Source organism: Fervidicoccus sp., from assembly GCF_049967375.1.
GTDB lineage: Archaea > Thermoproteota > Thermoprotei_A > Sulfolobales > Fervidicoccaceae > Fervidicoccus > Fervidicoccus fontis.
On sequence record NZ_JBMFSV010000003.1, the window covers coordinates 53,939 to 67,433 of the forward strand.

At 34.3% G+C, this 13,495-nt stretch carries 13 protein-coding genes and 1 tRNA gene; 8 read left to right on the plus strand and 6 right to left on the minus strand.

The features are described 5' to 3' along the window. Nucleotides 1-20 precede the first annotated feature (20 nt). A complete protein-coding gene (gene tgtA / locus ACP5SL_RS01280; protein ID WP_272985299.1) occupies nt 21-1,538 on the plus strand; it encodes a tRNA guanosine(15) transglycosylase TgtA in 1,518 nt (505 codons plus the stop codon). A gap of 154 nt (nt 1,539-1,692) precedes the next feature. On the opposite strand, the gene ACP5SL_RS01285 is transcribed toward tgtA, so the two are convergent. The 5 genes from ACP5SL_RS01285 to ACP5SL_RS01305 all read right to left on the minus strand — a co-directional run bounded on the left by ACP5SL_RS01285 (nt 1,693) and on the right by ACP5SL_RS01305 (nt 5,774). Then, nucleotides 1,693-1,950 carry a hypothetical protein gene (locus tag ACP5SL_RS01285; RefSeq protein WP_428228067.1) on the minus strand — a complete coding sequence of 86 codons (258 nt, stop codon included), beginning with the start codon at nt 1,948-1,950 and terminating at the stop codon, nt 1,693-1,695. 465 nt (nt 1,951-2,415) lie between these two features. After that, complete coding sequence (locus ACP5SL_RS01290; RefSeq protein WP_428228068.1) at nt 2,416-4,551, minus strand: amino acid permease; 2,136 nt, start codon at nt 4,549-4,551, stop codon at nt 2,416-2,418. 209 nt (nt 4,552-4,760) lie between these two features. After that, nucleotides 4,761-5,000: a hypothetical protein gene (locus ACP5SL_RS01295; protein WP_148683686.1), complete on the minus strand. Its 240-nt coding sequence runs from the start codon at nt 4,998-5,000 to the stop codon at nt 4,761-4,763. A gap of 26 nt (nt 5,001-5,026) precedes the next feature. Further along, a tRNA-His gene (locus ACP5SL_RS01300) sits at nt 5,027-5,099 on the minus strand. Nucleotides 5,100-5,417: 318 nt separating this feature from the next. Then, a complete protein-coding gene (locus tag ACP5SL_RS01305) occupies nt 5,418-5,774 on the minus strand; it encodes a DNA-directed RNA polymerase subunit G (protein ID WP_014558189.1) in 357 nt (118 codons plus the stop codon). A 283-nt stretch (nt 5,775-6,057) separates the two neighbouring features. Here ACP5SL_RS01305 and ACP5SL_RS01310 point away from each other — a divergent pair, with 283 nt between their 5' ends. The 4 genes from ACP5SL_RS01310 to ACP5SL_RS01325 all read left to right on the plus strand — a co-directional run bounded on the left by ACP5SL_RS01310 (nt 6,058) and on the right by ACP5SL_RS01325 (nt 9,703). After that, nucleotides 6,058-6,510 carry an Lsm family RNA-binding protein gene (locus ACP5SL_RS01310; RefSeq protein WP_148683688.1) on the plus strand — a complete coding sequence of 151 codons (453 nt, stop codon included), beginning with the start codon at nt 6,058-6,060 and terminating at the stop codon, nt 6,508-6,510. A 215-nt stretch (nt 6,511-6,725) separates the two neighbouring features. Then, the gene (locus ACP5SL_RS01315) at nt 6,726-7,952 is read left to right on the plus strand and encodes a helical backbone metal receptor (RefSeq protein ID WP_428228069.1); all 1,227 of its coding nucleotides are present in this window, start codon (nt 6,726-6,728) and stop codon (nt 7,950-7,952) included. A gap of 33 nt (nt 7,953-7,985) precedes the next feature. Next, a complete protein-coding gene (locus tag ACP5SL_RS01320) occupies nt 7,986-8,945 on the plus strand; it encodes a FecCD family ABC transporter permease (protein ID WP_158308322.1) in 960 nt (319 codons plus the stop codon). A 5-nt stretch (nt 8,946-8,950) separates the two neighbouring features. Continuing rightward, nucleotides 8,951-9,703 (plus strand): ATP-binding cassette domain-containing protein, encoded by a 753-nt coding sequence (locus tag ACP5SL_RS01325; protein ID WP_428228070.1) that lies wholly within the window; start codon nt 8,951-8,953, stop codon nt 9,701-9,703. A gap of 417 nt (nt 9,704-10,120) precedes the next feature. Here ACP5SL_RS01325 and ACP5SL_RS01330 read toward each other — a convergent pair whose 3' ends face one another. Beyond that, nucleotides 10,121-10,399 (minus strand): zinc ribbon domain-containing protein, encoded by a 279-nt coding sequence (locus tag ACP5SL_RS01330; RefSeq protein WP_428228071.1) that lies wholly within the window; start codon nt 10,397-10,399, stop codon nt 10,121-10,123. Between ACP5SL_RS01330 and ACP5SL_RS01335 the strand changes: the two genes are divergently transcribed. From ACP5SL_RS01335 to ACP5SL_RS01345, 3 genes are all read left to right on the plus strand, one after another. Beyond that, nucleotides 10,381-11,202 (plus strand): hypothetical protein, encoded by an 822-nt coding sequence (locus tag ACP5SL_RS01335; protein ID WP_428228072.1) that lies wholly within the window; start codon nt 10,381-10,383, stop codon nt 11,200-11,202. The two genes, ACP5SL_RS01330 and ACP5SL_RS01335, sit on opposite strands and share 19 nt — an antisense overlap. An 87-nt stretch (nt 11,203-11,289) precedes the next feature. Continuing rightward, nucleotides 11,290-12,219, plus strand: coding sequence for a glycosyltransferase (locus tag ACP5SL_RS01340; protein ID WP_428228073.1), 930 nt, complete (start codon nt 11,290-11,292; stop codon nt 12,217-12,219). 90 nt (nt 12,220-12,309) lie between these two features. Then, nucleotides 12,310-13,209, plus strand: coding sequence for a glycosyltransferase family 2 protein (locus tag ACP5SL_RS01345; protein WP_428228074.1), 900 nt, complete (start codon nt 12,310-12,312; stop codon nt 13,207-13,209). Nucleotides 13,210-13,495: the final 286 nt, after the last annotated feature.

Below are 13,495 nucleotides of genomic sequence, written 5' to 3' on the forward strand. Positions count from 1 at the left end.
CATATATAAGTGTGATTAACATGGACATAATGGATAAAGATCTTGCCGGCAGGATTGGAAGGATAAAAATTAAAGGAAAAACTATTGAAACTCCATATTTGTTTCCAGTTATAGATCCTACTAGGCAGGAGGTGCCAATATCTTCTATAAAATCTATGGGCTTTAACGGAGTTATTACCAATGCGTATTTAGCATATAAAAGAGGATGGAACAGAGATATTCATGAACTTATTGGAGATGGAGAGCTCGTTGTGATGACAGACTCAGGGGCATATCAACTAATGCAATATAACAATATTGAAGTAAGCAACGAAGAAATCATCAAAATACAGAAAGGACTTAATTCTGACATAGCAGTTATATTGGACGTTCCTACGGGGGATTCTTTAGATCAAAATTATGCGAAATGGACTGCAGAAGAAACTCTAAGAAGGGCTTCTGAGGCACAAAAAATTATAGACAGAGATAACAGAATGTGGGTTTTACCGATTCAAGGAGGGATTCATTTAAGTATTCTCGAAGAAAGCTCTAAGAAATCGTCCCAGCTTGAATATGATATTTATGCGATAGGCAGTCCTACTAAGTTTATGGAAAGATATCGTTATGATGTTGTACTAGATATGATAAGAATTGTGAGGGAAAACATAAGGGCTGATGTTCCTCTGCATTTATTTGGCGCAGGTCATCCTATGATAATACCCTTTGCAGTAGCAATGGGAGTTGATCTCTTTGATTCAGCATCATATATTTTATTTGCAAGAGACGGAAGATATATGATTGAAGGTGGAACTTTAAGACTTGAAGATATAGAATATTTTCCCTGTAGCTGTCCAATTTGTTCAAGATATACTCCTAAAGAACTAAAAAACATGAACAAAGATGAGAGAACAAGACTTCTGGCGGAGCACAATCTATATATGATCAAAAAAATTTTAAATGAAGTAAAGCAAGCAATAAATGAAGGAAGGTTGTGGGAGCTTTTGCAATCTTATTCGAGAAAGCATCCGAGTTTATATTCTGCCTTCAATAATATTAAAAATAAGCATGTAGAATGGATGGAAAAGTATACTCCAAGAGTGAAAGGGGAGCAAAAAGCCATATATCTATTTGACAACGATTCTATGTTTAATCCAAAAATATTGAGAGCTAGAAAATATATAATGCAAAATTACATGCCACCCAGCGAGTTTAAAGAGGTCGTTTTCTTATATGCTACATACAAGAACCAGAGAAAATTTGAGGAAGGCAAGCACTATATATATTATGCGCCTGGAATTGGTTTAATTCCACAGGAGCTTAGTGGAACATATCCTTGGGGGCAAAATATTATTCCATCAAAGATCTCTTATGAAACAATGCAGTCGATTGCTAACGACGTGGTTAAATATATAGAAAAATTCTCAGATAAGTATTTGAAAGTTTCAATAGGTATATGCGATGAAATGAGTATTATGCAAGAGAAAATTTCATCATTACTAGATGAAGAAACAAAGGAAAAGGTATACTTCTTCAAAGATTCTTGTGAAAATGAACAATAGAATAAGTTAAAAACTATTGTTTAAATGATCTTTTTTATTAGTATAGAGATATTAGCATAATTTTCTTTTCATTAAAACAATAAACTTAAAGAATTTACTTAATAAAGCAATTTTGGCATTATCTTATTTGCAAAATTTTTAGTATTAAAACTTATTAGAGCGTTTTTTTTGGTATTATTATATATTTTATCTTATCATTTTCAGGCTTTACGTCTATTAAAACATTATATTTGTTAGCATAATCGAGTAGGAGATTAAAAGGAACAGTCCCTGAAGGAACTGTAACTGCAAATATCTCACCGTTTTCATTTGCACACTCCATTTTTTCTATTAGTAATGTAAACGGATGCTCTGTACATTTGCTAACATCTTCTATTACAATTTCCTTCTCTTTACAACTGCTTGAAGACATCTCACATCACATATTAAATGTTTGTTTATACTTTGTAAAAATATTATCAGATTTTCCTCTCTGGTTGTTTAACAGTTTTATTGTTCTCTGTGTCTTTTTGTGAATATATCATTTCATCTATTCGGAAAGTTTCGAGCTTCATAGGACTTGATATCGCTTATATATCAGTCTCTTGCCATATGGAATAATAGCGCGCTCTCGAGCTCCATTTCTACGAAGTCCATATTCAATATCATTGAGCTCATTCCTCCTTGTGTGACCCTTACCAACTTACCAACAATTAATCCCTTTAAATTTTTTTAGAATAAAATATCCTAGCAATACATTAAGTTTATTGACATCAATATTTATAAACCTTTATGAAACAAGAAAAGTCCGCATAGGCACTAAGCTGTTATGAATAAAAATTTTCTAATTATTCTATTATGATATGAAATCAAAGTTTTTTATCTGCTATCATCTTTTTTACTCCTCTTTGCGTCTTTCAAAGAATATTTGTCTAAGAACATCGATTGAAAAGCTTCCCCTCTTAAAAACAAAATATGGAAAGATCAGCTTTTTCATCGTCCATTTATATTTAGTCAATTTTTCCCATATGTTGAAGCTCATTAATATTATTGCAGTGTCGCTTTCTTTACTAAGTACTTCATTTAAAGTTTTTGAGATGTTATTAGTATTAGGCTCTTCTTCAATTATTATTTCTTCTATTTCTCTATCTGGAAAAATTTCCTTCACTTCATCTACTATATACTTTTCGTCTTCGCTCAGTATCGCAATTATTTTTTTGGATTTCATGTATGATATATATGGATACTCGGTATTTACTATTAAAATATCACAAGTAGATAACCTCATAACACTATTTAGCTTCATTGCATCTTCTGCGCTCATTATTAGCAAATCTATTCTTTCTTCATCTATACTTGCGATAATAGCCTCGGTTTTTGAGCGCGCTGCTTTTATCGAATATCTCGCATGTATTCCAGTTTCGTTTAGGTGATCTATGATATCCTTCAGCGATCTAACATCTTTCTTTACGGCTTCATTTCTATAATCTTTAACAGAAAGCTGATATGGAGTTTTAATTATTTTTAAGAGGTTTATTTCTCCATTTTTAGCTTTGGCTATGTCTGAAGCTAATTGAATCAAATTTGTTCTTATTTCCGGAGGTAGTAATACCATTATTCTAAAATCACTTCTAACCAAACTTCCTTGTGATTCTAAGGTTACAAATTCATGTTCGACTTCATATTTGAATAGGTAAGACCTATATATCAAATATCCAATAACTATTAATAAGAGAGCAAATAGTGTTGCAGATGGATATATAATTAAGGCAGCAAAAAAGAGGAAAACTTTTATAATCAATCCTGTAAGAGGAATTAAAGGATAATACGGAGTGAGAAATTTGTATTTCAACTTTTCTCCATAAAATTCTCTTAACTTTATGCCAGTGTAATTAACGATGATAAATAAAACATTAAAAAGAACTCCTGCGATAAATGCCGATAGAGTTAGATCCAAAATCAAACTCATTATTATCATTACTGCCATTGTAAAAAGAATTGAATTGCTAGGAGTTCTATACTTCTTGTGTATTTCCGAAAAAACTATTGGGAACTCTCCTGCTCTAGACATCGCTAAAAGAACTCTAGATGCAGAGTACATGGTAGAATTTATAGAAGAAAGGACTGTAGCTAGTCCGCCTGCCGCAACAATTATACCTCCATATCTAAATGCGAGAGATGCTGTACGAATTACTGTGTCAGGACCCCATATTGTTGATAAAGAATAAGCTTTAGTTCCCAAGATCCCTATAGTTGAAATCGTTACTGATATATATAGAATTGTTGCAACAATTAATGTTTCCATTATAGCTCTTGGAAGATTTTTCGTTGGGGCTTTTGTTTCTTCAGCTGTTTGAGCGAGAATTTCGTATCCCTCAAATGCTATAACTACTGATATCATTGCAATGAAAAACGACGATACTGATGTGAATTTTGCGGGAGAATTTAACAATCCATTTATAAGCTCTCCGCTTTTTATTCCACTGAAAATTCCAATTGTTGAGAAAAGAAGTATTGAGGCAACAAAGAAAATTCCGATGACAATAGAAAATCTTCCTGTTTTCGAAACTCCACTGTAATTCAAATATGCAAATGCAATAATTAATATTATAGCTATAAGTCTTTCAAAAATATATGGGGGGAGGAATGGAATATTAAAACCAATTTCAGCGAGAAACTGCAGAAACATAGATGAAAAAGAGAGTGCGTAAAATGTTCCAGCCATCATATGTGCCATCCAATTTACCCAACCAGATATAAATGGAAAAGGCCTCGGCATAGTTAATTTTGCCCATAGAAAGCCTCCACCAACTTCTGGTATAGCTGATGTAATTTCTGAATATATTAATGCTGTAAGAGTTGCAATGATAGCGCTCATGATAAGAACAATTATTGATCCTAAACTTCCAGAAAGGTAGATTATTGGACCTATTAAAACAACAATAGATCCTCCTACGATAGCTCCAAGTCCTATGAAAAATGTATGTAAATTTCCTAACGATCTCAATAACTTCAGCCTTCGTTCGCTTGACAAACTTCCATACACCCATTGTCATTAATTATTAAAGATCTACTGCTTCCCAGTCTACTATATAAATAATAACAGATACTAGTCTAGTATATTTTTTAGATGTTAATTATGAGATCAATACAATACTCATATCAAAAATAAATTAATATTATTTAGAAGATTATATATTATTTAATTATTAAAAATCTCGTTTTTGAAAAAATTCTGTAAGGTTATTTATTTAATTCGTTAATTTTTTTCTCCAATAAAGCCAGTTTTTCTTCTATTCTAACGATATGTTCTTCTAGGTGCTCTAAAGCGTGAGCTATAGCTTGCATATATTCTACTAATTCCTCGCCTTCTTCTTCGTGATGGTGCTCATGAGCCATTTCAGGATGTGTACTCATAACTTCGTCAACAACTTTTTGAATATCTTGTTCGTTTTTTGGCATTGTCATTCTAAGCTTTCCCATCTTTATTATCACCTCTAAGCAAAAGGGGCCGCCGCCGGGATTTGAACCCGGGACCTCCGGATCCACAGTCCGGCGCTCTTCCAGCTGAGCTACGGCGGCCACAACGTCATTTTCTTCATCGCAACATTTAGCTCTGCGGCGGCCCCCCTTTGCCATTTTCAATATTGTCTAACTGAATTAATAAAATTAGCTTTTCAAAGTCTTACCTCATTTCAACCCTTAGGGAGGGCATTAGTTGTGAATATAATTGCATATTTATGTTAATGAAGAAGTATTTGATTTATATGAGGCAGGAGATTTTTTATGGTAGCCGGGCGGGGATTCGAACCCCGGTCGCGGGGGATCTCTCCTGCCTCCTCTCCTCCCTAATAATTTGTTTTATTTTTAAGAATTAAAAATTTTTTCTATCATCAACGGCTAATGCTTATCAATACAGAAGAAGTAGTCTTCAGTAATGTTTAATCCTTGAAGTTCTTGGCGTGAAACCAGTCTTATAATAAAGCCACCACTGGAAAAAAGGTATACTTTACTATTATCCTTTTCTTCCTTTATAGAAAATAATGTAGTTTTCCCACAGAATGCAAAAGAAGAAGATGGTTTAATCTTCTCTCTCGAAAATTCTAAGAAAATCTTCTCTCCTTTTTTATAACTTATTCCAAATTTTTCTGAAACTTCAAATGTCAATTCAATTTTTTCATTTCTTGCAGTTATAATTGTTATTGTTGGAATAATTGACGGTTTTGTATCGACAATTTCTAGATATTCCCACTTCAATTTTACATTGCACCTCAATTTCTCATAGAAAAACTATCTAAAATATTATTAAATTGTTTTTAAATAAGTTTTGAACGAGTTTAAAAACTTTTTATAATGTTATATAAGGATATGCTTTGGTAATTTTATCATGAATATATGCAGAGAATTTGAAATGCAAAAAAGTTCTTTTTGGATAAAAATAAAGCTAAATTTGTAATCAAAGCATTAAAATGAATATGTATAATTTATTACCGTTATTTTTTAATTTATTATTCAATTATCATTTGAGGGTGAGTTTTTAATGAGTATGTCAATGGCAAGCAAAAGAGTATTTAGTGAGCTTAACGCATTGCTTGATAAGCAAGTCACAATTAAGCTGAAAGATGGAAGAACTATAAAAGGTACTTTATATGGATTTGACGATAAACTCAATATATTGTTAAAAAATGCAACGGAAAACGAGGGAAACTCTTCAGTACCGACAATGTTGATTTATTCTGATTATATAGCATATCTTTCTGCAATAGAAGCCCCAATCTTCAATCCAGATGAATTTGCGAGGCTAATTGTAAGTAAACTTAACATTAGGGAGGCAGATATAAAGACTTATCCAGAAGCAGGCGTTCTGGTTATCTTAAATAACATAAGAGTATCAGATAAAGGAGTAGAAGGTAGTGGTCCGTTAGCTCACAAAATATATGGTTTATACACCGAATATATTGAAAACAAGAAAAAAGAAATAGAAAAAAGATAACATAATAAGTTAATTTTTAAATATCTTTTTATTCAAATTTTCTTTTAAGAGTATTTTGATATTTATTTTGGTAGGAGTTATAGGTTTTTCGGTTATAATGTTATAGTTAAACTTGAAATTCTTCGATAAGATTATATGTTTTTACATCGAATTATAAATTGATTTTTTAGAAAACTTTAAATATACAATTTTGGATCTTTTATCCAGGTGTTAAAATGGCACAATCTGGTCAAAAGGAATCAAAAACAACATTATATGTCCTTATTCTTGTAGGAATCATAGCTATTGGAAGCATCATAATTTCTTACCAAAATACAAGAGGAATTTCCCAAATAAACAATGATATAGAAAAAATGACTCAGATTACTTTAAATCTCAGCAATCAAATAGACAGCATACAGCAGAGTCTTAATGAATATAAGTTAATGTCGCAACAAATATCCTCTCTAAATCAATCTCTTTCACAACAGATACAGTCACTTAACAACATGATAGCTCAGATGAATTATCCAATACAAGTTTATGACGCATTAAATAGGACTGTTGTAATTACACAACAACCTACTCGAATTGTATCATTAGCACCTAGCACTACTGAAATGCTTTTTGATATTGGGGCAGGAAATCTCGTAGTAGGAGTTGATGATAACTCAAACTATCCCCCTATCGTTAATGAGCTAGTAATCAATGGAACAATACAAAGAGTTGGAGGGTTTGATAGTATAAGCTTAGAGAAGGTAATATCGCTCAAACCAGATCTCGTTGTTGGAAGCACAGGCGTTCAATTCAAATATATATATCAGCTTTCGCAATACGGAGTTACCGCATTATCTTTAAACGACGAAAGCATAAGTGACATTCTAACGGACATTCTTTTGTTGGGAAAAATTACAGGACATTATCAGCAAGCTTTAAACCTTACCAATAATCTCAAAAATGAGATAATCTCCATATATTCAAAAGTCTCCGGGTCTCAAAATAAGCCAACTGTATTGTTTATAGTATGGGTAAACCCATATTATGCAGCAGGAGGAAGTAGCTTTTGGAATGATTTAATTTCATTGTCCGGCGGATTAAATTCATTGGAAAACGTATCACAGGCATGGCCAGCAATTTCATGGGAAGATGTAGTTAAGTTAAATCCACAAGTGATAATAGCAACTGAATATGCTGGTGGATTTTCTAATGCTACGCAATTAATAAATTGGCTAGAGTCTCAGCCCGGTGGAGCTAACATATCAGCGGTTGAAACCGGTAGAGTTTACATGTTGCATGGTAACTTAAGTGATATAGCAAGCAGGCCATCTCCAAGAATAGTAGAAATGCAAGAGGTCCTTGCTGCTATACTTCATCCAGAAGATTTTGGAAATATACAGCTTCCTAATGACTTAAATGATACGATATTAGCACAGATCAGCCAATACGTTCAGTCTTTTAGTTAAAGTATGATAAAGAAATTTGTTAAGTTGAGGAAAATGATAAAACTAAAATTTTTTTCGTTTATCTTCTTTTTCGCTATACTTGTTTCATCTTTGCTGAGTTTGTATTTAGGTTCTTCCGGATCAATCGCTTTTGATGAGTGGAAATGGGAAAATGTGATCTTTCAAATAAGAATGTATAGAACTTTAACGGTAATATTCACATCGGAGACTCTGGCGATTATAGGTTTAATTCTTCAGACTATTTTTTCTAATCCATTAGTGGACTCAAGCATTTTAGGTATATCTTCAGGTTCTTCTTTAGGAGCAGTTATTGGATTGTTATTAGTAAGCAGAATGGGCTATTCTGCAATCTTCATTTTTTCGTTCATTTTTTCATTGTTGGCTTTTATAGTAATTCTGTTTTTGAGCAAAATCACAGGCTATAAAACTATATCCATGGTGCTTTCCGGTGTAATAATCTCAACGCTATTCAATTCATTTTTGTATTTACTTTTCATGACAAATACTATACTTGCAAGAGTACATAGCGTTAGTTGGATGTTCGGAACGTTTGAATTTTCTAATTCGTCTTCCTTTTATGCCTCTTTTATTTCCTTTTTGATCGTCTTTGTTTTTTTATATGTAAAAGGACCAAGATTAAGACAGCTACTTTATGGCGATGATTTTGCTATAGCTAGAGGTGCAGATCCAAAAAATCTTAGAAGAGAAGTATTGATAGTAACAAGTATATCAATTTCGCTAATTTCTGTATATGAGGGTCCAATAGGATTTATAGGCCTAATAGTTCCACATATTGCGAGGATGATGTTGGGGGGAGATATTTCTGTAGCATCTTTAGGTTCTTTATTTATTTCTCCAGTAATTTTGTTGCTCTCTGATGTCGTAGCAAGAGTGCTTCTTGCTCCATCTGAGATACCTATCGGAATTATAACCAGCCTAATAGGCGCACCGTTTTTCCTTATGCTACTTGTAAAATCTTACAGAGGTGAATAAATGATTTGAGGCTTGCATTTTCTGGCACTTTAGGATATGGTAAAGCAATAACTAAAAGAGTTGAGTTAGAAATAAAAGAAGGAAAGCTATTTTGTGTTTTAGGACCAAATGGTGCCGGAAAAACAACTTTTTTAAAAACTCTTGCAGGGATAATACCTCCTTTTGAGGGAAAAGTTTCAGTTGAGGACTCGTCGAAGAAATTATATATATCGCCAGATCCTCCTTATTTACCATCATTAAGAATAATTGATGTGATTTTAAATTTCATAATTGGCGATAGAAAATTTTTTCTTTATTCTATTAGCGATGACAATGTAACAAAAAGAACGATTATGGCAGAGGAAATTCTGAATACATTTGGACTAAAATATGGAATGGACTACGAATATGAATATTTGAGCACAGGTGAAAAATCAAAGGTAATGTTGACAGGCGCATTAGTTTCTGAAGCAAATTTACTGTTCTTAGACGAACCAAATAGTCATTTAGATCTTCGTTCAAGAATTATTCTCTATCAGCTTTTAAAAAATGAGTCTAATAGGAGAATTATACTGATTTCATTGCACGATTTAAACGAATCCCTTAATTTTTGCGATTCTATACTTTTAATTGGTAAAGACGAAGGTATATTTGGTCCCTATTATTCAGGAAGATCAATTGAAATTGCTCTTTTTGAAAAAATCTATGGAGTTAGTTTTGATGTTTTCAAAAAAGACAATAAAATTTTTCTATTTCCGAAAGATAAAACAAACACATAATTAGAAAACTTCACTATCGAAACTGATTTTTTCCTCGTCCTAAAGGGTGAGGGTTTCCTCTAAAGCAGATCATTGGTTTGAGGTTTACCGTTTTCATCCTCACAACTTCGCAGTTAGTGGGTATATAAAGTACCTACTCTGCTCTATTCGTCCAACGATAGATCGTGGCTGGGTCTTCAGTTATTACTCTATCCCTTACTGGGGTTTTCCCGTTTCCCGTCCTATATCGCTATAGGTTTGCCTATGGCGGGTTGTGCCTCAAATCCATGATTCACCGTGGCCACTAGCCACTCTACGGGAGGGTCATGGGCACCCTTCGAGCCCAAAGGCACGGGCTCATACCTAAGAGGTACTTTTTGACTATGTTTATTGCTCCTATTACATCCCTGTCGTGTTTAAAACCACACTTGTAATACCTCATAAATCTAGGCTCCAACCTCTCCTCTGGGAATTACCCGTCATAGGAAAGAGCTTGGAGTTGCAAATGGGGCAATTTGTTGAGGTGCTTCTCGGGTCTACTAGCACGTATGGTATTCCATGCTCTTCTATCTTCTCCACTAGTAGCCTCTGGATTCCGAGAATGCTAGACTGCTTCAACCTGTGGGCATCTAATCCATTGAGGCGCTTACTTCTTTCTAGCACCTTGTCTTGAAATCTCTTAGGCAGCTTCTTCTTTATTGATTGCAGTATCTTCATTTTTCCTTGAAGCCTGGTACTGGAGTGGGGTTGTAAGCTACGCTCCGAGCATTGGTTACCTTCCTGTGGGAATTGTCCCCTCCTCTTATGGTATCGATGCCCCACTTGTTTTGAGCTATTTGATTGCGGGAATGGGCATTGCGATCCCCTTCTCTCTGTATACGATGAACAAGCATCCCAAGCTGCTGATAAACGTATCGACAATTGCACTCTTGCTAGCGGGAATTTCTCCTCTTTTAGCTCCATCTACAAGCGTCACCACTTGGTACAGGTTCTTAATAGGAGCTTCTCCTCTAGTCTCAACTCTCTCCGCTGTGGGAGCTGTTGAAAGCCTGAGGGATTGGAGGGCTCTCATCGCTTTCTTCGTCATATTCTCTCTTCCAGGCTTATCATTTGCATATGGCTACAACCTCTCCACATCATATACAAGAGAGCTTACCGAGTTCCCCTACGGATTGGTTCCAGCAAGCGCCGATTGTGGTTATTTGAATGTAGAAAAGTACTTCGAGGAGAACTACTCAAGCAAAGTTCCGATAATCGCGGATCCCGATATTGCTAGGTATGTCCATCTTGCTGTAAGAAATCCAACTCCAAGCGAACTTATTTGGTCGTATCCCTCTAACAGCACATTCTGTTATGCATCAAGCATATATAGTGAAGCTTTCGTTGTTACGAGGTATGATATTGCAAGTATGAATAGCATATGCATTTCAAGCTATACTTTGGAAGAGAACATCAAAGGGGTGGGATCATCTATATACATATACAAGATAAGTTTTGAAAATGAAACAAACAAAAGCTAGAAATAATTATACTCAATAAACTCACTTATTGAGATATAATATAAAATTTATTAGATGAACATCTATACAATAAATTGAGGGAAGTTGATGGAGACATGCGTTGTAATTACGACATATAAAAGAGCTTGGGCGCTTCCATACTCTATTGCATCTCTGAAAGATCAGAGCATTCCTCCATCGAAGGTGGTATTTGTACTCAAACCTTCTGGAGATGAGAGCGAAAAGGTAATAGAGGAATGTGCGGAGGGCTTAAACTATGAGATTGTAATTCAAAATGAAGGAAATGTGGCAATGGCTGTAGAGCTTGGGATAAAAGCCTGCAAAGAGCATGATCTTATACTATTCCTTGATGATGATGCATTAGCTTCTAAAAACTGGATTGAAAAATATACGGAATTCTTTGAGAGGAATAAAAGTGCCGGAGGGGCTAGCGGGATTGTCTACAAAGCAGTGCTTGAAGATAATAAAGTTTCTCTAATCGATGAGCCTTTTTATGGAAAAGAAAATTATACAGTAAGAAGCGGTATTCATAGAAGACCATTGCCGGAATATAAAGATTACTGCGAATGGCTATCTACTTCTGGTCTTATAGGAACAAAACAATGCAATAGCAGCTTTATTCCATCAGTAGTTTTAAGCGGAGTAAACATGGCATTTAAGACAAATGCTGTTGAAAAATGTCCTTTAAGCGCACTGTATAAAAACAGTAGAAAGTGTCTGCATTATGAAGAAATGCTTAGTTATTGTGCAAAAAAGAAAGGATTCGAAACTTATAGGATAGTGGAAAAAGGTTTATCTCCTAAAGTTTACCACATCGCTAACGTAGAGAGTTTAACTAGGGGAAAAGGTTTATCTCATCAATTCTGGATTCAATATGATTTTTCGAAAGATTACTGGAGGCTGAGAAAGTTAGGAGCTAGAGTCAATTTTCTCCACTATTTGATCGCTATGGGGATAATAGCCAGAGGAAACCAATTTATAAAAATCCCAGCAACATTATATGCTATTGTAAAATAAACTGATGTGCAAATTTTTAATAAACAGATTTATTTTTGGAAGCTAACTAGCAATGTTAGTGTCGTTTAAAAACTTTGAGGAGGATTAAGATTGAACAGCATCGAAAAAATAGACATATGTGTTTTGACCTACAATTCTGAGCTTACAATTTCTCATGCTTTGAGATTTCTCCTCAACCAAACATTCCCAAAAAATATGATACAATATGTAATCGTAGATGGAGGTAGCGGAGATAGAACTATTGAGATAGTGAAAAACGTTCTGAATGGAACTGATCATAAAATTATAGAGGCAAATGGAACCAATATACCTCAGGCAAGAAATGTGTGTATAGAAGAAGCGATAAAGAGCAACGCTCAAAAGCTGATTTTCATCGATTCTGATACAATTCTCTTGGGAAAAAACTTAATTGAGATGCTTATTGGTCTAAGCGAGAGGTTTGGTGACTCTATAATCAATCTCTCGGGACGCAGTGTTTATTTCAAAGATAAAAATGCACTAGATAGTTTCTTAGAAAGCTTAAAGGAAAAAGAGGTAAATTCGGAAATTAAAATACTAAAAAGCCATAAAATCGGAATGGGATCAACGCTTATTACAAAAAACATATTTGAAAGGATAAAATTTCGAGAGGATTTGGATTTTGGAGAGGATTTTTATTATTCCTTTGAGGCGATGAAGAGGGGATTCAACAGCTTAAGGGTTATCGGAACTGAGGAATATGTCCTTGATGTAAATTTGCTAAAAAACGCATCAAGCGACATTTATTGGAGGATGACGTTTAAAAAATATTTGAAAGCATCGAAAAAGAAGGCACTGATTCGTTATTTAGATTCATTAAAAGAGGATGATTTAAGATTTTCAATCAGCGAGTTTTTGAGAGTTTTTCTTAGATTTTCTCTTAACACTCTTTTCTTATTCTTTCTCCTTCTTTTGCCCATTTCTTCATGGGGAAGCATTTATACAATTCTTTCAAGAGGAGGGAGCTCTTGAGCTTCGCTCTGAAGTATCTCCTAGCATATCTCAAAAAATTCGGGTCATATTGATCTTTTTTCTTTTCTGTTCGAGGAGAAAGCTTTTGGATGTGGTTTTATTATAGTAATATTCAAGAAGATAGATGCTCAACTTGATTGAATTTCAGGTAGGAGGTCTCTGTAATCATGAAAAAGGTCGTGGTCGCGCAGCACCTATATGGCTTCATAGGAGGCGGGGAGATACTAGCAACTCAGTTCATAAAGGCCTTCAGAAAGATGGGCTATTCTATTGCGATAGCATCGAC

Bases quoted from the DNA above. Each gene is read 5' to 3' on its own strand.
- tgtA (WP_272985299.1), top strand. From the start codon at position 21: ATGGACATAATGGATAAAGATCTTGCCGGCAGGATTGGAAGGATAAAA.
- ACP5SL_RS01285 (WP_428228067.1), bottom strand. From the start codon at position 1,950: ATGTCTTCAAGCAGTTGTAAAGAGAAGGAAATTGTAATAGAAGATGTT.
- ACP5SL_RS01295 (WP_148683686.1), bottom strand. From the start codon at position 5,000: ATGGGAAAGCTTAGAATGACAATGCCAAAAAACGAACAAGATATTCAA.
- ACP5SL_RS01310 (WP_148683688.1), top strand. From the start codon at position 6,058: ATGAGTATGTCAATGGCAAGCAAAAGAGTATTTAGTGAGCTTAACGCA.
- ACP5SL_RS01315 (WP_428228069.1), top strand. From the start codon at position 6,726: ATGGCACAATCTGGTCAAAAGGAATCAAAAACAACATTATATGTCCTT.
- ACP5SL_RS01320 (WP_158308322.1), top strand. From the start codon at position 7,986: ATGATAAAACTAAAATTTTTTTCGTTTATCTTCTTTTTCGCTATACTT.
- ACP5SL_RS01330 (WP_428228071.1), bottom strand. From the start codon at position 10,399: ATGAAGATACTGCAATCAATAAAGAAGAAGCTGCCTAAGAGATTTCAA.
- ACP5SL_RS01340 (WP_428228073.1), top strand. From the start codon at position 11,290: ATGGAGACATGCGTTGTAATTACGACATATAAAAGAGCTTGGGCGCTT.